This is a genomic window from Pedobacter sp. ASV12, from assembly GCF_016429155.1.
GTDB lineage: Bacteria > Bacteroidota > Bacteroidia > Sphingobacteriales > Sphingobacteriaceae > Pedobacter.
The window spans coordinates 11,195-35,434 of sequence record NZ_JAELUC010000036.1 but is presented as its reverse complement, the minus strand read 5'-3'; the positions used below and the strand labels follow the sequence as shown (position 1 = coordinate 35,434).

General features: G+C 45.2%; 16 protein-coding genes. 11 read left to right on the top strand and 5 right to left on the bottom strand.

Annotated elements, in window-relative coordinates; genetic code table 11:
* Positions 1 to 108 precede the first annotated feature (108 nt).
* Both JHD69_RS20980 and JHD69_RS20975 read left to right on the top strand, forming a co-directional pair.
* Positions 109 to 468: a hypothetical protein gene (locus JHD69_RS20980; RefSeq protein WP_233165856.1), complete on the top strand. Its 360-nt coding sequence runs from the start codon at positions 109 to 111 to the stop codon at positions 466 to 468.
* Positions 469 to 476: 8 nt separating this feature from the next.
* Complete coding sequence (locus tag JHD69_RS20975; RefSeq protein WP_370583478.1) at positions 477 to 734, top strand: relaxase/mobilization nuclease domain-containing protein; 258 nt, start codon at positions 477 to 479, stop codon at positions 732 to 734.
* A 65-nt stretch (positions 735 to 799) separates the two neighbouring features.
* Here JHD69_RS20975 and JHD69_RS10645 read toward each other — a convergent pair whose 3' ends face one another.
* The 5 genes from JHD69_RS10645 to JHD69_RS10625 form a co-directional block, all read right to left on the bottom strand.
* Positions 800 to 1,468: a dihydrofolate reductase family protein gene (locus tag JHD69_RS10645; protein ID WP_199140112.1), complete on the bottom strand. Its 669-nt coding sequence runs from the start codon at positions 1,466 to 1,468 to the stop codon at positions 800 to 802.
* Between the two features lie 97 nt (positions 1,469 to 1,565).
* On the bottom strand, positions 1,566 to 1,943 hold the full coding sequence (locus tag JHD69_RS10640; RefSeq protein WP_233165854.1) for a VOC family protein: 378 nt from the start codon (positions 1,941 to 1,943) through the stop codon (positions 1,566 to 1,568).
* A 222-nt stretch (positions 1,944 to 2,165) separates the two neighbouring features.
* Positions 2,166 to 2,429 (bottom strand): hypothetical protein, encoded by a 264-nt coding sequence (locus JHD69_RS10635; RefSeq protein WP_199140108.1) that lies wholly within the window; start codon positions 2,427 to 2,429, stop codon positions 2,166 to 2,168.
* An 89-nt stretch (positions 2,430 to 2,518) separates the two neighbouring features.
* A complete protein-coding gene (locus JHD69_RS10630) occupies positions 2,519 to 2,857 on the bottom strand; it encodes a zinc ribbon domain-containing protein YjdM (RefSeq protein WP_199140106.1) in 339 nt (112 codons plus the stop codon).
* Positions 2,858 to 2,926: 69 nt separating this feature from the next.
* Positions 2,927 to 6,976 carry a two-component regulator propeller domain-containing protein gene (locus JHD69_RS10625; RefSeq protein WP_199140104.1) on the bottom strand — a complete coding sequence of 1,350 codons (4,050 nt, stop codon included), beginning with the start codon at positions 6,974 to 6,976 and terminating at the stop codon, positions 2,927 to 2,929.
* A 272-nt stretch (positions 6,977 to 7,248) separates the two neighbouring features.
* On the opposite strand from JHD69_RS10625, the gene JHD69_RS10620 reads away from it, so the two are divergent.
* From JHD69_RS10620 to JHD69_RS10580, 9 genes are all read left to right on the top strand, one after another.
* The gene (locus JHD69_RS10620; RefSeq protein ID WP_199140102.1) at positions 7,249 to 7,746 is read left to right on the top strand and encodes a CHRD domain-containing protein; all 498 of its coding nucleotides are present in this window, start codon (positions 7,249 to 7,251) and stop codon (positions 7,744 to 7,746) included.
* A 13-nt stretch (positions 7,747 to 7,759) separates the two neighbouring features.
* A complete protein-coding gene (locus JHD69_RS10615) occupies positions 7,760 to 10,570 on the top strand; it encodes a SusC/RagA family TonB-linked outer membrane protein (RefSeq protein WP_199140100.1) in 2,811 nt (936 codons plus the stop codon).
* 11 nt (positions 10,571 to 10,581) lie between these two features.
* On the top strand, positions 10,582 to 12,336 hold the full coding sequence (locus tag JHD69_RS10610) for a RagB/SusD family nutrient uptake outer membrane protein (RefSeq protein WP_199140098.1): 1,755 nt from the start codon (positions 10,582 to 10,584) through the stop codon (positions 12,334 to 12,336).
* Between the two features lie 44 nt (positions 12,337 to 12,380).
* The gene (locus tag JHD69_RS10605; protein ID WP_199140096.1) at positions 12,381 to 15,461 is read left to right on the top strand and encodes a SusC/RagA family TonB-linked outer membrane protein; all 3,081 of its coding nucleotides are present in this window, start codon (positions 12,381 to 12,383) and stop codon (positions 15,459 to 15,461) included.
* 16 nt (positions 15,462 to 15,477) lie between these two features.
* Positions 15,478 to 17,295 carry a RagB/SusD family nutrient uptake outer membrane protein gene (locus tag JHD69_RS10600; RefSeq protein ID WP_199140094.1) on the top strand — a complete coding sequence of 606 codons (1,818 nt, stop codon included), beginning with the start codon at positions 15,478 to 15,480 and terminating at the stop codon, positions 17,293 to 17,295.
* 151 nt (positions 17,296 to 17,446) lie between these two features.
* Positions 17,447 to 18,874, top strand: a complete 1,428-nt coding sequence (locus JHD69_RS10595; protein WP_199140092.1) for a hypothetical protein — start codon at positions 17,447 to 17,449, stop codon at positions 18,872 to 18,874.
* 91 nt (positions 18,875 to 18,965) lie between these two features.
* Positions 18,966 to 20,351 carry an alpha-L-fucosidase gene (locus JHD69_RS10590; RefSeq protein WP_199140090.1) on the top strand — a complete coding sequence of 462 codons (1,386 nt, stop codon included), beginning with the start codon at positions 18,966 to 18,968 and terminating at the stop codon, positions 20,349 to 20,351.
* On the top strand, positions 20,348 to 21,946 hold the full coding sequence (locus tag JHD69_RS10585; protein ID WP_199140088.1) for a beta-N-acetylhexosaminidase: 1,599 nt from the start codon (positions 20,348 to 20,350) through the stop codon (positions 21,944 to 21,946). The genes JHD69_RS10590 and JHD69_RS10585 overlap by 4 nt, the downstream gene beginning before the upstream one ends.
* Positions 21,946 to 24,195, top strand: coding sequence for a glycosyl hydrolase family 95 catalytic domain-containing protein (locus tag JHD69_RS10580; protein ID WP_199140086.1), 2,250 nt, complete (start codon positions 21,946 to 21,948; stop codon positions 24,193 to 24,195). The genes JHD69_RS10585 and JHD69_RS10580 overlap by 1 nt, the downstream gene beginning before the upstream one ends.
* The last annotated feature ends 45 nt before the right edge of the window (positions 24,196 to 24,240 follow it).

Below are 24,240 nucleotides of genomic sequence, written 5' to 3'. Positions count from 1 at the left end.
CCCCCCCCCCCCCCCCCCCCCCCCCCCCCCCCCCCCCCCCCCCCCCCCCCCCCTTTTCAAGCAGAAGACGGCATACGCGATCATGAGTACTGTCTCGTGGGCTCGGAGATGTGTATAAGAGACAGTTCTTCAGTTGCTGAAGTCGCCCGAAAAATTATTTCCAATAGAAAAATCAAGATTTTCCATCAGGATGTTTGCATGAATGCACCAATGGAAGAAATGGCTTTGATCAGAAAGGAATTGAAGGCAATAGGATATTGGTTATCATTTTACAGCTCGCCGAAAAATGATTGCAAAATAAAGACTGGCAAAAGCATTAGGGGCATACTACAGTACAATGAGAATAAGGTTGTCGAGGGTCAAGCAAACTTAATTCTGGCAAGTGGCTTTGCTGGTGATATTGATAAAATGGATTTCCATAACAAAATTAAAGATTTCAGCACCTCAATGACCTTAAGCTTAGCATAAAAACCAATGTGCAACATATTTCGCTCAACTTTGAAGCGAGTGAAAAAATAGACAACACCAAAATGCAACAGATTGCCATTGCCTATATGGAACTAATCGGTTTTGGAGACCAGCCCTATTTGGTCTACAGGCATAACGACATAGCGCACCAACATACCCATATTGCCACTACCAGTATACAAAGAGATGGCAAAAATCAATTAGCCTACACAATATTGGACGTCAGATTTCAGAGCCTGCCAGAAAGCAGATTGAAAAAGACTTGAATCTGGTCGTGGCCGAAAGCAATCCATATAAACTTAATGAAACCAGCCTTAATGCGTTTAAGGATTTAGCTTTTCTTTTCTTCGGTCGCCCATCTCTTTCTTCTTTCGAGCTCTGCATCACTAATCACAGCGGCTTCAAACGAACCTAGTTTCACTTCGCCGTTTGGCGCGTAGCTGGCCACTATAATGCCGTTTTCCGAAATAGCCGATTCGGTAAGCTTCCATTCCTGTGCCGGAACGCCTTGGCCAAATAATTTTTTGCCTTTGCCCAGGGTAATCGGATAGATCCAGGTGTGGAGCACATCTACCAGCCCGTTGGCAAATAGGGTTTGTGCCAATACGCTGCTGCCGTGTACCAATAAATCGGGGCCGCTTTGCGCTTTCAGCTTTTTCAATTCGTTTACCACATCGTGGCTAATTAAGGTCGAATTGTTCCAGGAGGTATCAATAGGTGTAGTGCCCACTACATATTTGCTGATGCGGTTAAACTTTTCGGCAATTCCGTCGTTTTGGTATGGCCAGTAAGCGGCAAATATTTCGTAGGTGCGCCGACCCAACAACAGGTCGAAGGGGGCCGACATGATTTTGGTTAAGGCTTTGTCGGTTACTTCATCGGGATAGCCAAATTGCCAGCCGCCCCACTTAAAGCCGTTGCTGCGGTCTTCTTCAGGTCCGCCTGGAGCCTGCAACACACCATCCATTGTTAGAAATGTAGTTACAATAATCTTTCTCATGGTTTAAGATTTAAGTCTAACCAAAGTTAAATGCCTTTAAAAAACAAGGAGGGGTGGATGCGCGACAATTACAAGGTGGCATCCGACAAGGCCGATATTAGTCTATCGGTTCCCAAAGCTCAACTTTGTTGCCCTCGGCATCGAGAATGTGAACAAATTTACCATAATCGTAGGTTTCGATTTTATCTACAATAGTTACGCCTTCTTTTTTGAGCTCCTCAACTAAAGCTTCGAGGTTTTCGACCCTGTAGTTGATCATAAAATCCTTGGTCGAAGGCTCAAAGTATTTGGTGTTTTCGGCAAAAGGCGACCATTGCGTTTGTGCTTTCTTGGTGCTGTCTGTGCCTTCGTACCATTCGAAAGTCGCGCCATAAGGGTTGGTGTCTAAACCCAGGTGCTTTTGGTACCATTCGGTCATCTTTTTGGGGTCTTTGCATTTGAAGAAAATGCCGCCAATGCCTGTTACTTTTTTCATTTTAGTTTGATTTTGTTTTGAAACGATGGTGTTGAACGCAAAACCTGAAAGAAAAGATGCCGTAATTGTTAAAGCGATCAATAATGTTCTTTTCATGTTGCTGGTGTATTTGTGGCTGGTATAAGGCTACCAGTTCTTAAATATACGAGGCTGGTTAAATAAATAAAATGTTTTCGCATGATGAAACAAAAGGCGGATCAAACGGTCCGCCTTGAAAGTATTTTAGGTACAGTGGCCGTTCACGCAATAGCCACTGCCTGGAATAATGTTGCCCACTGAGCCCGGAGGGCCACCTACATACCTTCTTTCAGGGCATTGCGTATCTGCAAAGCAGGGGCAATCGGGTACATATTCGGTTTCTTTGACCTCGTCGCAGTAAGGGTCATAGGGGCGAAGCTCGATAGGGTCTCCGCCAAGAATTAGTTTCATGGCCGAACGGCTCAATACTACATAGGAGCTCGATTTCCAGTCGTTGAAATTTTTCATGATGATTTAAATTTGGTTAGACTGGAAATTACAAAAATATGCTGACTATCAGTATATTCTGCGTGGAAAAGATAATGGAGGTCTGGGGGCTAGGCCTTCTTTACAAACTCAGATTTAAGCGCCATGGCCCCAAAGCCGTCTATTTTGCAATCTATATTGTGGTCGCCATCGGTTAAACGGATATTCCTTACCTTGGTGCCGGCCTTAATGCTTTGCGCAATGCCTTTTACAGGAAGATTCTTAATGGTTACTACCGAATCGCCGTTTTGCAGGATGTTGCCATTGCAGTCTTTTACCACTAATTCGCCACTTGTGGTGGCGGTCTCTTCTACATTCCACTCGTGTCCGCATTCAGGGCAGGCGAGCAGGTCGTCCATTTGATAAGTGTAGTTAGATTTGCATTGAGGGCATGGAGGCAGTTCTGTCATTTGCGGTGCTGTTTGGCTGTAAAGGTACGAAATATTTGCCGATTGACCTTGATAGGCCAAGCGCTATCGTCAATCCGTAGCATTTTTATCTCCGCCTAACTGATAGTTCTTGGCATTGATGCCATATTGTTTCTTAAACTCGCGACTGAAATATTTGGCATCGTTAAAGCCCACTAGATAAGCGACTTCGGCTACGTTATGGATGCCTTCTTTTAGCAATGCTTCGGCTTTTTTGAGGCGGATGGATTTGATGAAATCGTTGACTGTAAGATCGGTAACTGCCCTGATTTTTTTGTACAGCACTGGCGCCGTCATACCAATATCCTTAGCCAGTTCGGGTACGCCAAAGGTTTGATCGGCAAGCCGGGCTTCTATGCGCTGGATTACTTTTTCTATAAACTGCTGGTCAACTGTGTTAAGTTGTATCGATTCGCTGATGGTGCCACTAAACTTCCTGCGCATAATTTTGCGCGACTGCAACAGGTTGCGCACATGCAAGCCCAGCAGCTCTACACTAAATGGCTTGGTAATATAGCTGTCGGCGCCGGTAGCCAGGCCATCCACCTGTTGTGCATGCGAATCCATGGCCGTTAGTATAATAACGGGGATATGCGAGGTCCGTTCGTCGATTTTAAGCTGGTGGCACATTTCGGTGCCGTTCATGATGGGCATCATCACATCGCAAATGATCAAGTCGGGGATCGAAGCTATGGCTGTTTCCAAACCTTCCTGCCCATTTTCGCATTCTACAATATGGTAGCGGCTTTCCAACGAATCGCGCAACATTTGCCTGATTTCCCAATTGTCTTCCACAATCAGTACGGTTTCGCTATGGTTTTCTTTGGTGCTACTAGCCTCGGTCACTGCTGGCAGTGGCAATGGGGCAAGCGTATGCCAGCTTTCGGTACCCGATTCTTGTGGCATGGTGGCTGCTGTTTGGGGCTGTTCCTTCTTGAGTAGCACCGTAAAGCGCGTATCGCCCGGCTTGGTTTCGGTTTCGGCAATGCTTTCTAATAAAAGCTGCCCGCCGTGCGCCGTTACAATGCTTTTGGAGAGTGCCAAGCCAATGCCCGAGCCAATATGAGTAGAGCCTTCGCGGTCTACCTGGAAAAAGTCGCTAAAAATCTTATCGCGACTGTCTTCGGGTATGCCCAGGCCGTTATCGCGAACAGAAATGGCCACCTGTTGGTTATTGTCGGCAATGGTTACGTTAATGGTTCCGCCATCGTTGGTAAATTTAAAGGCATTGGATAGCAGGTTAAAGAATACCTTTTCCAGTTGGAGCTTGTCGAACCAAATGCTTACTTCGGGTTGTTCGTAGCTGAAAGTGTAGGTAATGTTCCGGCTTTCGGCCAGGTGCTCAAAAGCCTGAAAAATCTGTTGCACAAAGGGTACGAGGTCTTGTTGTGCAAATTTGAGCTTCAGGTGTCCCGTTTCGGTTTTTCTGAAATCGAGCAATTCGGTTACCAATAGGTGAAGCCGGTCGGCATTGCTTTTGATGCGTTCTACCTGTTTGTTGATGTCGGGCAGGTTGCGGGTATTCTTGAATAAGGTTTCGAGTGGTGCCAAAATGAGGGTTAATGGCGTCCTGATTTCGTGCGAAACCTGCGTAAAGAACTGGAGCTTCATTTGCTGAATGTCTTCTGTGCGTTTGAGCAACGCCTTTACAAAGAAATACCTGATGGTAACCAGCAAAATGGTGAAAAATACGACGAGGTAGAGCAGGTATGCCCACCAGCTTGCCCAGGGCGCGGGGCTTACGTGTATGTGCAAGCTGCGTATGGGCTTGCCCGGAATGCCGTCGTTGTTAAGTGCCTTGAGCATAAAACGGTAATTGCCTGCAGGCAGATTGGTATAGCTGGCACTTGGGTTAACAGTGGCAATCCAGTCTTTGTCGTAGCCATCTAATTTATAGAAATATTTATTCTTGTCTGATTTAAGGTAGTTCAGTAACGAAAACTCCAAGGTAAACTGGTTTTGGTCGTGCCTAAAATCAAGCTTGTCGGTTAAATTGATCTGTTGCTGCAAAATATCATCGTCGCCACCAACCTTTAAGTATTGGTTAAAAAGCTTGAGATCGGTGAATACCAATGGCGATACAAAATTATTGAGCTCGATTTCTTGTGGATAAAAAGCAGTCAGCCCGTTAAATCCACCAAAAAACAGCTGACCTTGTCTGTCTTTAAAAAAGGAGCGTACATTGAATTCGTTGCCGGCCAGTCCGTCGCTTTTGTTGTAGTTTCTGAAACGGCCACTGGCTATATTGAGTTCAGAAATACCATTAGAGGTGCTGATCCATAGGTTATGGGCATTGTCTTCGATGATGCCGACTACATTGTTGTTGACCAGACCGTTGGTTTCGCTGTAGGTTGTGAAAGTACCTTTGGTAGGATCGAAAATGCTCAAACCGGCCCTTGTGCCTACCAATACCTTTCCGTTGCTGCTTTGGGTAATGCAGTTGATATAGTTTGAAGGGAGCTTAAGTTTGTTGTTCTCTTCTTTGGTATAGCTGTAGATTTTTTTTAAATTAAGGTCATAGCGATTAAGACCGGCATTGGTGCCAATCCAGAGCTGTTGCCAGCTGTCCTGAAAAAGGCAGGTAATGTTTTTGCTCTTTAATCGGCTTTCTAAAGGACTTTTACTGGTTTGGGCAGGGTATTCTCCGTTTTTCTTTTCCAGTACGGTTAATCCCTCAAAAGAACCTACCCATAAGGTGCCATGGCTATCCATTTCCAGTGCAATGATCTCGGCGGTGCCCACAGTACCTATGGTGTCTTTAACATTAGCAATATGCCTGAATTTATTGCTTGCAGGATCGAACAGGTTCAGGCCGCCGCGATGTGTACCGATAAACAACCTGTTGCTGGCATCGCTTTCTTTTTCGATGATCTTAACCAGGTTGGAGCTGATGGAGTTTTGATCGGCGGGGTTGTTCTTGTAGCTTTTGAACGTATTGTTGGCCGGATTAAAATAGTTGAGCCCTCCGCCCTCGGTACCTATCCAAAAGCCCGGGCCAATTTCTACAATGGAGCTCACCACATTGTTGCTTAAGCTATTTTGCTGTTTGCTGTTGCGGTAAACCTTAAAATTGGTCAGGGTAGGGTAAGAGATGTTTACGCCACCAAAATAAGTGCCTACCCAAATGTTGCCATCCCTATCGGTAAATAAGTTATGGATGGAGTTTTGACTAATGCTATAGGGCTTTTCAGGATCGTGCTGATAATTGGTGCAGTAGCCATTGGCGGGGTTCAAAATACTTAGTCCGTTTTGTGTACCTACCCAAACCATGCCGTCTTTATCAAGCATAACCTCCCTGATGTCGTTGTGTATGATGGAGTTGGGGTTATTGTCGCTGTGCAGAAAAGAGCGGATGTTTTTGCCGTCGGGCGCAATTTGGTAAAGTCCGTTAGAAGAACCTACCCAAATGTGATGTTGCTTGTCGCTTGCAATAGCCGTAATGTAATAGTCGCCATCGGTTGAGTTGGGCAAGGCTACTTTTTGGTAGCTCACCTGATGGTGGCTATAGCGCATGGTAAAGAGCCCTTTGCCGGTACCAATCCAAAACTGACCGTTTTCATCCTGAAACATCGCATAGATACTATTGACGGGGTCTTTGGCTTTTTTGCTGAAAAAGAAGGCTTCGAAGCGCCGCTGTTTTTTGTCGATTAATAGGTTGATGCCTCCTAAGGTACCGATCCAAAGGCGTTTTTGCCGGTCTTGGTATAGGCTTTCGACGTTGCTGTTGCTCAACCCTTTTACGGGTTCAAAAATATCCTTGTTGCCATTATAAACCGCAAAGCCTTTTGACGTGCCGGCCCACAGTGTACCTTGGGCATCGGTAAGCAGGGCGGTGGTTTCGCCTGGAGGCAGGTCGGGGTTGTTTTTTTCTTCGCTCTTGTAGATTTTAAAGCGGTAGCCATCGTAGCGGTTCACGCCTTGCCGTGTGCCCAGCCAAATCAGGCCCGTACTGTCTTGTGCAACGGCCATGACCGAGTTCTGCGAGAGGCCGTTTTCTACCGTAAGGTTGGTAAAAGACAAACGGCGTTGCGCAGTTGCCGGATTTAGGGCAGTGAATAGCGTAAACGATAAAATGGGTATGAATCGCAGGTAGAAATTCATTCAACAATAGGTCATATTTGTTTGCAAGATAAATATAGCAAATTATCCAGGGCTAAGTTGCCTAATTTGTGTTTTAACAAGCAGTTTTAAGCTCCTTTATAGATTATTCTATCTTTTCCGACAGAATTTTCATCTTTTTTCAATTCTTAATCCGTCAGCTTTGTATAAGCACGAAAAGTGATTATCCGCCACTTTTTGCGACTAAACTAACCAATTGGAACAAGTGAGCGCCAGCTCGTTTTGTTCCCGACTTACAACTAACCAAATAAATTATGAAAACAGATTTACGCATTCGTAATCCCCGACAGTGGAACTTGAAGTTGCTCTTTTGGTGTTTGTTGATGTCGGCCGGTTTTATTTCCTGTAAAAAGGAGATGAAGACTTCCGATGTTTACACGCTCAAGCAATGGAAGGTAAACCTAACCCCCAGTGATGTTGTTCCGGCAGTTGCCGGCCGAACGGATCATGCCGTTGCGGTATTTTACCTCATGACCGACAACAAGCTTTATTACTACCTCTATTTTGATCAGGCGTTGAACAACAACGATACGCCCACAAAGGCCATTGTTTATACAGGTGCAAGCGGCAGCAATGGAACGGTACTGATTGAGCTTAATAATGGGGCCTTTAGCAGCACCCGCGAAGTAAAAGGATCCGTTGCGGTTTCGGCTAGCACCATCAACGACCTGAATACCAAAACCAACTATTTGCAGATTGCCTCTAGCCAACAGCCTAACGGACTGGTGAGGGGGGATATGCAGTCATACTAACCAAACGAAAAACATGATGAAAATGAATCACTTTAAGATCAGATCTTTGGTGGGGTTGCTGAGCGTGCTTCCGGCAGTGGGTTGGGCCCAGGCTAAACCAGCACAAGTGGCAGACAGTACGCTGATCAAAAGATTTGACCCGAAGAACTACCTGCAAAAAGAAATAGGCCAGTGGAATGGATTTGGCAAAAAGGCCAATCAGGTTGAAGGGGTATCTACCATTTATGCAGAAGATGTAAATACTACCCCAGTATCAGATATCACCAACGTAGTAGCCGGTAGGCTGCCTGGATTGTACACCTTGCAATCATCGGCCAGAACTGGTTTTGATGGTACCTCGCTTACCTTAAGAGGACAAACGCCAATTATTGTAATTGATGGCGTGGTGCGTACGTTTACCAGTTTTAATCCTGATGATATTGAGAGCATAACGGTATTAAAAGATGCGCTTTCTACTTCGATGTATGGGATGCGCTCGTCGGGTGGGGTGGTGTACATTACTACTAAAAAACAAGCGGCCTATAAGCCATTCGAGATTAAATTCGGTGCCGAATACGGACATTTAGAGAATTTATTTACTCCTAATTTTATTACAGGCGCCAATTACGCTAAAATTTACAATGAGGCCCAGCAGAATACCTCGCCGGGCAGCACGCCATTGTACAGCGATGCTACTATTGCCGCTTATCAAAATGGCACCAACAATCCATTTTTGCAGCCTAACAATAACTGGTACGATTTGGTCTATAAAAAGAACAGTGCCCAACAACGCTATAACTTAGGGGTTTCGGGCAATTCTAAAACCTATAGGTATTATGCCAGTTTAGAGCATTTTAGCTCTGATGGTAATTTTGTAACCGATAACAACAATGCCTATAATACCAATAACTTTTATAAAAGGTACAACATGCGTACCAATGCCGAAATCAATTTCAATGAAGATATTTCATTGCAGCTGAATGTTTTTGGCTCTATAGAAAATACCAATCAGCCGGGTGGCAATGCCAATACCATTATGGGCTTGGTATACAGTACTTCGCCTTTGGCCTATGCGGTAAAAAACCCTGATGGTACTTATGGCGGTACCGCATCTATTACCAATAATATTTTGGCCAATACCATTAATTCGGGCTATATCAGAGACAATAGCAGGTCTGTTAACGTCGATGTAGCTTTGAAGTATAAACTAGACGACCTTACCAAAGGTTTATGGGCCAAGGCTGGGCTTTCTATCAATAACTTTTATAACCAAACGGTTGATAGGGGCAAGAACTTTGCCATTTGGTATCCTACCGTATCTGGTTCTACCGTCACCTATACTAAATCTGGTGCCGATGGCAACGTTTCGGCCGGAACTGGCGCGGCTTCGATCTCTTCGCAGTTAAAACAAACCTATTATAACTTTTTGGTGGGTTATGATAAAACAGTTGGCCAGCATCAATTGAACGTATTGGCCACTTATAATGGCGATAACAGATTGGCCAGCTACAACCAACTGAATCAGATTTACAGAACAGCAGGTTTGGCCATTAAGTACAATTATGGCGAAAGGTATTTTGCAGAGCTGGGCAATTCTTATGGTAGCTACAACCGCTATGCCAATGCCAATAAATGGATATACCTGCCATCATTAGGTTTAAGTTGGGTAGCGAGCAAAGAAAGCTGGTTTAACTCGAACGCCATTAACTTCTTAAAGCTGAGAAGTACAGTTGGCTTAACCGCAATGGCTAATGCCGATGATTATTATTCTTATATCCAACGCTACAGCAACAGCACCACGGGCTATGTATTTGGTACGGCTTTAACCGGAGTTTCTGGCGCGGCAGAAAGTGGTTTGGCAACTACGAATATAGGTCCGGAAAAAGCCTTGAAATTTGAAGTGGGTGCCGATGCGGCATTCTTCAATCAAAAATTAAATGTTGGCCTTACTTATTACCGTAACCGTTATTACGATCTGTTGCAGGCCCCTGCTTATGCGAGCAGCATTATCGGTCAAAACTATCCAAGCCAGAACATTGGCAAGAACAGGTTTTCGGGCATGGAGTTTACTGCCGATTATGTAGGCAAGGCTGGCGATTTTGGCTATAAAGTAGGTATCAATGCAAGCTTCCAAAAAAGCAGCGTAATTAATGCTGGCGAGCCTCAATTGCCTTATAGCTGGATGTACAGGGCGGGTAATCCGGTGGGTGGTACCAGAGGTTATGAGGCCATTGGCTTTTACAAAGCAGGAGAGAATGCCAGCAATACACCAACTATTTTGGGCTATAGTCCGGTGCCGGGAGATATCAAGTATAAAGACCTTAACGGCGATGGCGTAATCAGCACTTTAGACCAAAAGCTGATTTCAACCACCAAACCTTTTGTATTTGGAGGCCTAAATTTCGCCATGAACTACAAAGGTTTTGATTTGAGTGGTCTTTTTCAAGGCGTTTACAACCGTGTAATCCATTTGAGCCAATCGTCTATGCTGGCTCTAAATAACAATACAGGTTATGTATTGGATTATACCACCGAAAACAGATGGACCCCACAAAACCAGGTGAATGCTACTTTGCCTCGCCTTACTTTGGGTACCAATGTAAACAATAATGCGACCTCTACTTTCTGGCTAAGAAACGCGAACTACCTGCGCCTAAAAAACCTAGAAGTGGGCTATACGCTCCCGGCTGGCTTAGTGCGCAAAATGCATGTGGCTAAGTTGAGGGTATTTGTAAACAGCTATAACCTGTTTACCATTAGCAAGCTAGATTTTGATCCAGAATCGTATGTGAGTGCGTTCCCTAACCAAAGGGTAATCAATGGAGGTATATCATTAACATTATAGCAACAACTCTTATGAAAAAATATGTAATAGCAGTAATGACTGCCGTTTGTGTAGCTGGAACGTTGGGCTGTAAAAAGATGACAGAGAGCGAACCGCTAGAACTGATAGAAAAAGATTTAATTTTTGATTCGAAAGATTCTTTGGGCGTTAATGCCGAACGTTTCTTGAACAACATTTACTCGGGCCTGCCCAATGGCTTTAACCGTATTAGCAGCAACATGCTCGATGCAGGAACCGACGATGCCATTCCGAATGCTAACGGCGATGCCGTACAATACTTTAGCAATGGCGGTATTAGTCCAACTAACGTGGTAGACGATGTTTGGGCCAAAAATTATGCAAACATTAGAAAGGTAAATGTTTTTTTGGCCAATATTAACGTGGTGCCCCTTAACATTGCCGGATTAAAAGACCGTTGGAAAGCAGAGGCGAGGTGCTTAAGGGCCATGTCGTATTTCGAACTGATCAAACGCTGGGGAGGCGTGCCTTTAATTGGCGATAAGGTTTACGATGCCAACGAAACCATCACCGTTTCGCGCAACACTTATCAGCAATGCGTTGATTATATTCTTTCGGAGCTTAATGCAGCCATGCCATACCTGCTTACGGCAAATGGTTCTGTCAATGGAACTTTTGCCGCCAATTATTATGGCCGTTTTGGCAGGGGAGCAGCCATGGCGCTTAAATCAAGACTGCTACTGTATGCGGCCAGTCCTTTAAACAATCCATCGAATACGCTCACCAAGTGGGCCGATGCCGCCGCTGCCGCAAAAGCAGTGATGGACAGTGTAACCTTAGGCAAGTTTACCTATAAGCTGAACGATGCCGCTACTACCGCACATTATACGACTACCACTTTGGCTGGAGTAGCACCTTCAGCATCCTTATCAGCCTATGTAACCAACGTGAACAAGTTCTTGAGCGTATTTACCACCAATAGCAATAACGAGATCATTTTGCCGTACATGACCACCACCAACAGTACGGTTGAGGCGATTAATGATCCAGTAGGCTATACCCGCGCCAGTTCAACATCGGGCAAAACCAACCCTACACAAGAGTTGGTAAACGAGTATGAAATGAGCAACGGCAAGATGATTGGCGAGAGTGGTTCAGGTTATACCATCACCAATCCTTATTTCAATAGGGATCCTCGTTTTCCGGCAACCATTATGTTCGATGGCTTATACTGGCTGAACAGAAAAGTACAAACTACCGATGGAGGCTTAGACAGGCCATTCGGCTACGGAAGGGTAACCAAGGGCGAAACCAGAACAGGCTACTATTTGCGCAAATTCATGACCAGCAATAGCAGCGCAACCTCTTATGCTAACTATCCGCACGTGTTTCCGATTATGCGTTATGCCGAAATATTATTGAACTACGCCGAGGCACAAAACGAGGCTGTTGGTCCTGATAATACAGTATATAACGCAGTAAATGCCATCAGGGCAAGAGTAGGCATGCCAAATTTGCCAACTGGATTAACCCAGGCAGAGATGCGTACCCGTATCAGGCACGAGCGTAGGGTAGAATTTGCTTTCGAAGAGCAAAGGTTCTGGGATATCAGGAGGTGGAAAATTGCCGAAACCGTGTTGAATGGAAAATTACACGGCATCCAAGGCGTAGTATCGGGCAGTACAACAAACTATACCATTGTTGATGCGGCCGATGCCAAATTTGATGCCAACAAAATGTACCTGTTCCCCATTCCATTTAACGAGCTGGTATCCAATAAATCAATGGTTCAAAATCCCAATTGGTAAACATGAAAACAAAGCATATAAAAACAATCATATCATGTATTTGCTTGTTTCTGACGTTCTTTATTGCAAATAACGCTTGGGCACAAACAGGTAAAGTGGTTAATGGTACGGTGTCTGATGGGCAAGGTCCAATTCCGGCAGCAACCATTTACGAAAAAGAATTTAATACAAACGGTACCCAAACCGACGAGAAGGGCAAGTTTACCTTAAAATTAAGAGGTACACAAGGCATCATCGTAGTGAAGTCGATCGGCTTTTTGTCGCAAGAGATCAATGTGACAGGCAAATCCGATATTCAAGTAAAACTAGAAAGCGATACCAAAGGTTTGGAAGAGGTAGTAGTGTTGGGTGTGGGCCAAACCGCCAAAAAAGTAACGCTTACAGGTTCGGTAAGTTCTATTTCTGGTAAGGAAATTAGGCAAAGTCCATCGGCCAGTTTACAAAATACCCTGGCTGGTCGCTTGCCAGGATTTTTCTCGCAGCAAAGAAGTGGGCAACCAGGCAGAGACGGTGCTGCTTTTCAAATTAGGGGCATTAATACCTATGCCGGTGGTACTACGCCATTGATTATTGTTGACGATGTAGAATTTACTTCCGATCAGATCAGTCAGATCGATCCGAATGAGGTAGAAACCGTAACCATTTTAAAGGATGCTTCAACTACAGCGGTGTATGGTGTAAGAGGCGCCAATGGCGTAATCATTATTACTACACGCCGAGGCAGTTCGGGCAAGCCTGCTTTAACTTTTAAGAACGAAACAGGTTTGCAAATTCCAACGCAGCGCCCAGAAGTGAATGATGGTTATACCACCTTGAATTTGTTAAGGGAGCGTTTGGCAGGTCAATACACCAACCCGTTAAATTCTTATTCCAACTTTTTTGCTGGCAATAACTTGCAACATTATTTGTTAAACGATGATCCCTACAATTTTCCAAATGTTAACTGGTGGGATGAGGTGATTAAAAAAGTGAGTATCCAAAACCGTATCAACTTTGATATTTCTGGAGGCTCCGAAACGGTGAAATACTTTGTGAACCTAGGCTATTTGTACCAAGGTGGTTTGTTCAAAGATTTTTCAGAAGGCCAAGGCTACCAATCGAACTACATGTACAACCGTTACAACTTTAGATCGAACGTAGACATTACGCCTACAAAAACCTTAAAGATCAAGCTAGATTTATCAGGCAGGTTTGGGGTAACCAACGAGCCTAACGATAAGCCTTGGAATAACGGAGGTTCTACCTTCCAGTATTTATGGAATGGCGAGTTATCGGGCTTTTTATACCCTGTTTATTGGCAAAATGGTTTAATCGCCAGTTCTGCTTCTTCTTTAACCAAACCCAATCCGGTAGCCAATTTAATGTACTCAGGCTATAACCGTTCTTATACCAATAACATTGCAGCGGTAACCAGCGCCAATCAAGAGCTTAATTTCATTACCCAAGGGCTTTCGGCCAACGGTTTGTTGTCTTTTGCCAGCGATTATGGCTTTAGCAGAAACCTGACCAGGAGCTCATCAGAAATCTTGGCTTATACCTATAATGTAAACACAGGTAAATACGATCCGGTAACGCCTAACTTATACCGTATGGGCGCATTGAGCAGAAGTTCCTCTAACTCGGGTACCAACCGCACCTTAAATTTAAGGGCGAGCTTAAACTATAGCCGTACTTTCGATAAGCATGCGGTAAGCGCGTTAGCCTTGTACAACCAAACTACCTATAACGCCGATCCATCAGGTAGTGTAGCGGCCGATCCTTACAACATTAAAGGATTTACCGGAAAACTCACTTATGCCTATAACCAAAAATATCTACTTGATTTAACAGCTGCCTATAATGGTTCAGACCGTTTCGAATCGAGCAAGCGTTTCCAATGGTTCCCGGCGGCAAGTATTGGTTGGAATGTAAGCGAAGAAAGCTTTATCAAAGACAACCTGAAGTTTATCGATTTCTTGAAACTGAGGGCCTCTTATGGTTTGACCGGTAATGACAATATTGGTAGCAACACCTACATTTACCAAAAATCTTACGGTACTGGCGCCAGTGGTATCATCTTTGGCGAAACCCCGCAAAGCTATGGCGGTATAGTAGAGCCAACCTTGGGCAATGCCAACATTACCTGGATGACTACCGAAGATTTTGATGCCGGTATAGACCTGAAGCTTTTTGGCTCGCGCCTATCGATTACTGCCGATTACTTTAAAAAGGTAACCAAAGATATCTTAACCACGCCAGGTTTGATCCCGAGTTCTTTCGGAGCTTCATTGCCTCCTTATAACTTGGGCAAAGTATCTAATAAAGGTTACGAATTGGATCTTACTTATAGGGATAAAATCGGTAAAGACTTTAGCTTATTTGTGAATACCAACGTTACCTATGCCAGAAACAAAGTTTTGTACAGAGATGAGCCAAGCTATCTTTATCCTTGGTTAGCTTCTACGGGCAAACCTGTAGGCGCAACGTTCCAGTACACTTACGATGGTTTCTACGAAAGCCTTTACGATTTGTACAACTCGCCTAAATTGGCTTCTTCTACGCAGTTGAGTACCATCAACTTGGGCTCGGTTAAGTTTAAGGACCTCAATGGCGATGGCATTATCGATGCAAACGATAGAGGTTACATTGGCGATAACAATCCGAACTTTACCGGGGGCTTGAGCCTTGGTTTTTCTTACAAAGGATTTGATGTGTCTACCTTGTTCCAAGGTTCATTCAAATACATCATCAGCATGTACCGTGGCTCTTTGGGCTATGGCAGACCAGACCGCGTGTCGGTGCCATGGAATGCTACCCGTTGGACGCCAGTTACCGCTGGTTCTGCTACTTTCCCTGACTTGGCAGGTGCACAGAATGGTTTTGATGGGGCCAACCTTTCTACCTTTTGGTATGTGCCTGGCGATTTCATCAGATGGAAACAGTTCGAAGTAGGCTATCGCTTCCCAACCACATTTGCTAAAAAACTCCATGTAAACAACATTAGGGTATACGCCAATGGTTATAACATGGGCTTGGTGTACAGCAAAATTCCTTCTTTCGTCGACCCTGAATCGGCATTGTCTTCATCAGCGGGCGAATACCCGCAACAAAGGGTATTTAATTTCGGGATACAGTTTGGGCTATAATTAAAAATGTAAAGAGATGAAAAGTAAAATATTAGCAATAACATTGGCCGTTTCGGGCACCCTATTGATCGTATCTTGTAAAAAAGGCGGTTCTTTAGATCCTAAAGTAGAGCCACTTACCGAAGCAAAAGTGTTTGCCGATAGTGCAATGACTTTTAACTTCTTGAACAACATCTATTATAATACTGGTTTGGATATCCATCCTTACCGTAATACTATAGGTGGGGCTACAGGCGGTGGCCCAGGCAGCAGCGATTGGAACGATAGTTTTGAAACCTTGAGCTCTAATGCCGCCAGCGGTTATTCTGGCCAGAACGTATTTTTATCGGGTACGGCCAACTCCAACTCGCATCCCTTGCTGGCCATGTGGGCACTATTGTACAAAAAGGTGAGGGCGGCCAACAAGTTCATGGCCAACGTACCTCAATCGCCAATTTCTGCCGCCCGTAAAAAGACAATGATTGCCGAGGCTCGTTTCTTGAGAGCTTTTTATTATCAGATGCTGATCCGTTTTTACGGTGGCGTACAGTTAATGGGCGATGACGTGAGCGATGATTTCCCGACCTACGACTACAAACGCAATACCTACAAAGAGTGCGTTGATTATGTAGCCAGCGAGTACGACAAGGCTGCCGCAGACCTGCCTTCGGCTTTAACACTCGAAGCCATTAATTATGGTAGGGCTACTTCGGGCGCTTGTAAAGCTTTTAAAGCCAGGTTGTTGCTTACTGCTGCAAGTCCGCTGTTTAACGGTAGCCCGGCTTCAACTAATGCTAGTGTATTGCCTTTAATTTGCTATTCGGCCAATTATGATGCTTCCTTGTGGCAAAAAGCGGCCGATGCCTGTAAAGCGGTAATCGATTTGCCAGACTATGCTTTGGTGGTTGATAACACAACACCAGGAAATGGTTTTTGGAAATTGTTTACCAGTGGCCGTAAAAACTCAGAATTCATCTTTGCGTATAATATCGCCCTTGGATCGGCCACTAGCCAATCGGCCACTGCAGGTAACTTAGAACGCGCTTGGTTTCCGCGCTCCAATAGCAATGCTACCGATTTAACCTATATGAACCCGAGCCAAAACTTGGTGGAGGCTTTCGGTATGGCCAACGGTAAAATGATCAGCGAAAGTGGTTCAGGCTTTAACGCATTAGATCCTTATAAAAATCGTGACCCGAGGTTTTATAACTCGATTATCTATAATCAGGCTACCATGACCAGTAAAACTACTACGGCATTGGCTACGATTAATATTTACTCGAATGCTGCGGGTACACGTGTGGGCGATGGGATAGAGGCTTATTATACCAAAACTGGCTATTATACCCGTAAAATGTGCAACGACAGGATTCCTTACAATAGTTTAACCGTAGATCGTTCGTTGCCGGTAATCCGCTTGGCAGAAATGATCATGGGCTATGCCGAAGCATTGAACGAATTGGGACAAACCGAAGCGGCGGTGGTAGAGCTGAATAAAATCAGGAGCAGAGGTGGAGTAGCCGCAGGAGCTGATAACCGCTATGGCATTCCGACCGGCATTAGCAAAGACAATTTGCGTACGCTGATCAGAAACGAATACCGTGTAGAGTTTTATGGAGAAGGCCATTGGTTTTACGATACCCGCAGATGGAAAACAGCCGAACAAACAGAAAGTGGGGCCTTGCAGTTGATGCGTGCTACGCAAAATGCAGCAGGCAGCCCATATCCTTTTAAATATGAAGTTCAAAATGTGTTTACCACCAAATTTATTGCCCCAGCTATGTATTTCGTGCCTATTCCATTGGCCGAAATATTAAAGTCTAAAAATTTGTTGGTTCAAAACCCTGGATGGTAAAGTGTGGTGGATAAGTGGAGCATAAGCTGGTTTTAATCAGTTTATGCTCCTTATAAAAGTATGTAGTTTTTCGAATATGCTAACCACAATTATAGTTCAGCAAGCATAGAACCACCTGCTGAGCATTTTTTACCTAAATCAATCTAAAACCATGAAAACAAGAAAAACAAATCTTTTAGCCTCTTTAGTAGTAGGGGTTGCACTTTTAAGTGCCTGCGAAAAGGCGAAAGTAACCCCAGTAACCACCAATAACCTCAAGGTAGCAACCCAATCAACCCTACCCTCAGGCTATACCGTTCCAACTTTTGTAACCAATCCCAAAAACCTAAACATCGTAATGTTTGTGCCTACAGATAATCCGGCATTAAGCGACTACAAAACCCGTTTAACCGATTTGATGGTACATTTTCAAAACTGGTTGCATACCGAAATGTCGCGCTATGGCTACGACAAGTATATGGGCTTGGCCAAAGATACCAGCGGTCTCGTTAAGTTTATCGAAATCCCTGCTGCAGGTCCGCAAGCCGATTATCCTTACAGCTCGAGTATTTCGGCCAATAAAATCATCAACGAAGTGAATGCCTACAAAGCCACGCATGCCAGCGAGTTCTCCAATTCGCAGCACATGCTTATTTTGCTGCCGCAACGTACCGATGCCAGTAGCGATGGGCAACCGTTTTACGGCTATGGCAAATATTGCTTCGCCCTCGATAACAGCAATATGGCCGTCAGCAAAATCCCTAATCCGAGCTCAAACTACATTGGGGGTATGCTGCACGAATTGGGCCATGGTTTAAACCTGCCTCACGATCATGGAAAATACACCTCAGAACAACCAACTTTGGGTACTTCGTTAATGTCTGATGGCAACGTAACCTTTAGCAAAGGCCAGCCTACTTTCCTCACCGGTGTTGATGCCGCGATATTGAACCGAAACGAGGTTTTTCAGGATCCTTCGCCAAGTGAAACACCTTATGGTAGCGCCACTACAACCCTTAATGCCAACATGACCTACAATAGTACGGCACAAACTTTTAGTTTAACTGGTAATTTTACAAGTGATAAAACCGTGAGCGACATTCTGGTATACCTCGATCCAAAAACAAGCGCCAGCGATGCGGATTATAATGCCGTAACCTGGCGATTTAATCCCGGAGCTGGAAACACCTTAACTGGTACCATGGCGCTCAACGATCTTTATTATAAAACCAACGAGCCTTATGAACTAAGGGTTAAGCTGTTGTTGAATAATGGCAGTACCATTTCTAAAGCTTATTCTTTCTCGTTTTTAAGTGGCGTGCCACAATTGGGCGTAAATGGATCGGCCAAATTTTTCCAAAATGCCAGCTATGGTGGCTATGGGGTATCGTTGCCTGTAGGCAATTACACCACTGCCGATCTGATCAGCATGGGCATTAGCAATAACGACGTGTCATCTGTAAATGTTGGCCTGGGTATAAAAGTAATTATGTACGATGGCGACAATTTTACCGGAAGCAGCATTGAACTTACTTCATCAAGTTCTTATGTTTCTACATTCAATGATAAAGCATCGTCAATAAAGGTAATAGCACTTTAATAGTTTAGTAGTTAAGTATCCCTGGTGCCCATTGGGCACTGGGGTTTTTAAATAAGTATATTAGCCTTAGTTTACCTAAGGAAAAACATAAATGAAAATTAAAAAATCGATTATACTGCTGTATTTCGTATTGGCGAGCTGTTTAACGATGGCACAAACCATGGCCAAGCCAGATCTTACTTGGTTTAAAAATGCCAAGTTCGGATTGTTCTTGCACTGGGGCTTGTACTCGCAAACAGCTGGCGATTGGAATGGGCATCCGGCCAAGGGAGGCGAGCATTTCATGCTCTACGAACGCATCCCTGTAAAAACCTATGCCACCATTGCCAACGATTTTAACCCTATCCAATTTAATGCCGAAACTTGGGTGAAGCAAGCCAAGGCTACTGGGATGAAATACATTGTTTATACCACCAAACACCACGATGGTTTTGCCATGTACAATTCGGCGGTAAGTCAGTACAACATCGTAAAACAAACCCCATTTAAGCGGGATCCGCTGGCCGAACTGGCGGCAGCCTGCAAAAAATACAGCCTCAAGCTCTGCCTGTATTACTCGCTGGGGCGCGATTGGGAAGACCCAGATGTGCCTACCAACTGGCCGGTAAAAGCGGGGCGAAGCAATACCTGGGATTATCCGAACGAAGATGCCAAGGTGTTTAGCCGCTATTTTGAGCGCAAAGTAAAACCTCAAATCAAAGAATTATTAAGCAATTACGGCCCGATAGGCGTGCTGTGGTTCGATACACCCGAACTGATCAGCAAAAAGGAAAGCGCCGAATTGCGCGCGCTGGTTGCCCAATTGCAGCCACAATGCCTGGTCAACAATCGTATTGGCGGTGGTTATGGCGATTTTTCCATTTCGGAACAAACCCTGGATGCCTCTTCGAAAAAAGCCTGGGAAGCCTGCATCACCATTGGCAAAAACTGGGGCTATAGCCGTCACGATAGTACCTGGAAATCGACCGAAATGCTGGTACGCAACCTTATTGATGTCGTGGCCAACAACGGCAACCTCCTGCTCAACGTAGGGCCGATGGGCAATGGCGCCTTTCCCAACTGGGCCGTTAAAAGGCTCGACACCATTGGCGCCTGGATGAAAATTAACCAAGAAGCCATTACCGGTACCTCGCCATTTCGCCTACCAGCCGAAGGCTATGACAAAGAAACCGCAAAAACCGACGATAAAAATACCATGAAAGATGCCGTACACGATGCTACGCCTAAATCTACCAAAGCCGATGTGTTTTTTACCACCAAAGGCCGAACGGTATATGCCCTGCTCAGAAGCTGGCACAACCAATCGCTACGGCTCAAAAGCCTAAATGGGATGCCGATAAAAGCCATTGGTTTATTGGGTAGCCGTAAAAAAGTAGAGTGGCAGCAAACCGCCGAAGGAGTAGCCATTACGCTTCCGGCAGACTTTTCGAAAACAAACCCTATTCCAATATATACCTTAAAAATAGACCTGAAATGAACAAAGTCCTCTGCACGATTTTTTTAGGCCTGCTGGGCCTAGGGCTGAGGGCACAGGCACCATTGGCCATTATCCCTTATCCAAAGCAGGTGACGGTACAGACAGGTACATTCACTTTTGATCAAAATACCACGGTCTTTGCCTTAAGCGAGGAGCTGCAAAGCCAGCAGCAGTATTTGAGGCACAGCCTTTTTCAGCTGTATGGCCTTAACTTTTACCCGGGCAAAGACAAAAAAGCCACTATTGTTTTAAAACTGAGCGGTAAGCCTGGCGTTAAAGGGGCTTATCAGCTAACCGTCAACCCTTTACAAATTGTGATTGAAGCGCCAACTGGTAATGGCGTGTTTAATGGCATCCAGTCGCTGTTGCAGCTGTTGCGGGGTGCTGGCGAATTTAAAAACAGCCTGAAAATACCATCATTGCTTATTAAAGATGAACCGTTGTACCAATGGCGTGGCTTTATGCTCGACGAATCGAGGCACTTCTTTGGCAAAAAGAAAGTAAAGGCCCTGCTCGATTGGATGGCGCTATACAAGCTCAACCGTTTCCATTGGCACCTGACCGATGAGCCAGCCTGGCGCTTGGCCATTAAAAAATACCCGATGCTAACTTTAATTGGAGGCATTGGCACCTACACCGACCCCAACGAGCCGGCCCAATATTACAGCCAGGCCGATGTGCAAGAAATTGTGGCCTATGCCGCCACGCGTTTTATAGAAGTGATCCCCGAAATTGATATGCCCGGACATGCTACGGCGGCCAATAGGGCTTACCCGGCCTTTACCGGCGGCGGCTCTAAAGACCATCCGGAGTTTACCTTTAATCCCGGCAAGGAAAAAACCTATGCCTATTTGGCCAATATCCTGCAAGAAACGCAGCTGCTGTTTCCTTCAAACCTCATTCATTTGGGAGGCGACGAAGTAAGCTTTGGCAACGAAAAATGGAATGCCGATAGTGGCATTACAGCCTTAAAACAGCAACATGGCTTGGCCAATAACCTGGCCGTAGAACGTTATTTTATGAAACGCATGGCCGATTCTGTTTTCGCCATGCAGGGTAAAGTGGCGGTATGGGACGAAATGGTTGATGCCGGCCTGCCCGTTGAAAACACGGTGATCTTTTGGTGGCGCCATGATAAGCCAATCCAGCTGGAACAAGCGCTAGATAAAGGCTATGCTACGGTGCTCTGCCCGCGATTGCCTTTATATTTCGATTTTGTTCAGGACAAAAGCCATCAGCATGGCCGCAAGTGGGATGGCAAATTCAACGACCTGCTTGCAGTGTACCATTTTGATGTGGCTGCCTTCACCAGCAAACCTACCACAACTGTTTTGGGGTTGCAGGCCAACCTGTGGACAGAAACCGTTCAGAACGAGCAACGCTTCGATTACCTGGTGTTTCCGCGTTTGGCGGCCTTGGCCGCTGCGGCCTGGACAGCGCCGGCAGCTAGAAACGACGAACAGTTTCTAGATCAGGTAAAAATCCATATCGATTGGTATAAAAAGGCTGGATTGAACTTTTATAATCCTTTTAACCCCATACAAACCCCCGAGCCGGCCAGCAAGCGCAGGCTGCCGCTAAATTATAAAGACTAATGAGAAGATGGCTTTTTTTGATCTGCTTATCGGCCACCGGTTTTGTAGCCAAAGCCCAGCGCCTCAATTGGTCATCGTTTATGGACCAACAAGCCATGCAATGGGATGCCATTGGCCGAAACTATTACAGCGGTGTCCTGCTGGGCAATGGCTTGCTGGGCGTTAACATTTATCAGCCCGAAAAAGAAGCGCTGCGTTTCGCCATTGGCCGTAGCGATGTAACCGATAATCGTGTGGCGCTATATCCAGCAGCGAGCAAGCTTTACACGCAGGCCCGTTTGCCCATTGGCTATTTTAAACTCGTAACCAAGGGCCGTATTTTAACTGCTACGGCCAAGCTCGATATCTACAGGGCAATGGCCGAAGGAAAATTGACCACCGACTCGGGCGAGGTTCAGTTTATGGCCTATGTATCGGCCGTAAAAGACGTCATTACCATCGATTTGCAAGGTAGGGGAAAAGAACAGCCGCAGTTGGAGTTTGTACCCGAGCCCAGCATCAGTCCGCGTTTTTTGCAAAGCTATCCTAAAGACAAGCCTGCAGCTTTCGCACCAAATCCACCTATCGAAAAAACAACGAATAGCGGGTTCACCATTTATCATCAAGCCTTGCTTAATGGTGGCGGCTATTCAACGGTTTATCAAACTATTTCCGATAATCAACACGCCCAAACCATGATCAGTATTGGCTATGACGAAGACAACAGCAGGGAGGAGGCAGTCCTAGCTCAGCAAAACCTAATCGGTTTCCAAAAAAGCAGTGCCAATTTTGCCGAACACGAAAATTGGTGGCGCAATTACTATCCTAAAAGTTTTGTTTCGGTACCCGATAAGCGTATGGAAACCTTTTATTGGGCGCAATTGTACAAGTTGGCGGCCTTAACGCGCCCAACCAAGCCCATGATAGACCTGATGGGACCCTGGACCAATCCTACGCCTTGGCCTGCCATTTGGTGGAATTTGAATACACAGCTCACTTATTCGCCCCTGTTCACTTCTAACCATGTAGAGCTGGCCGAGCCTTTGTTCGAGGCCCTGAACCGCTATCAGAACAACCTGATTGAAAATGTGCCCAAAGCCTGGCAAAACGACGCGGCCGCCATCGGCCGGTCGTCATCTTATAACCTGGTAAGCAAAATAAGCGAAGCCGAAATAGAAAAAGGCAGCTTTGAATCGGCAAACCTGACCTGGACCCTTTTTTATTACTACCAGTATTATTTGTATACCGGCGATCGGGCTACGCTTAAGGATAAAATCTATCCCTTGCTCAAAAGGAGCACTAATTTCTTGATCCATGTATTGACAAAAGACGAGCAAGGCATTTACCATCTGCGCGAATCGTTTTCGCCCGAATATAAAAGTGCCGTAGATGCCAACTATGGTCTGGCCTCTTTAAATTGGGCGTTAAATACGCTCATGGCGATTAACAACGAGCTTGGGCTGAAAGATAAGGATGCTGCCAAGTGGAAAGCAATCAAAACCAACCTGACTCCATATCCGCAAAACGAAACCGGGTTTATGATTGGAAAAGATGTGGCCCTAGAAAGCTCACATCGCCATTATTCGCACTTGATGATGATTTATCCCTATCATTTGGTGAATTGGGATGACCCTAAAAATCATGAGGTTATCGAAAAATCTATCCAGCACTGGCTATCGCTCAAAGGAGCCCTGCAGGGTTACACTTTTACGGGTGCCGCATCGATGTATGCCAGCATGGGCAAAGGCGATCTGGCTTACGACATGCTCAACCAGCTGTTCGATAAATACATCAGGCCGAATACGCTTTACGAAGAATCAGGCCCGGTAATCGAAACTCCTTTGTCGGCTTTGACCTCGGTGCAGGAAATGCTGCTCCAGTCGTGGGGCGGTAAGATCCGGGTTTTTCCGGCTATACCTGTTGCCTGGAAAAATGCGGCATTTGATCAGTTGTTGGCCGTAGGCGCCTTCGAAGTGTCGGCCAAGCTAGAAAATGGCAATACTACCTACATCAAGATCAAAAGCAAAATTGGTGGTACCTGTACGTTGCAAACTACGCTCAAACCGCTGGTGGTAAAAAGCGACAAAGGCAAGGCGCCATCATTGAAGCACACACAGTTGGAGGGTAAGCAGCTCCTTACTTTCGAAACCGAACCTGGCCAAATCATCGAATTTTTCGCCTCAAAAGATACCAACAAAATGATTTTTCCCGTAGCCTACGAGTTTTACAAAGACTGGCAATGGGGATTGAACAAAGGCAAAACCAAGTAACAGCACATCTGAAATTTATATGAAAACAACACCTCAACTTCGAAA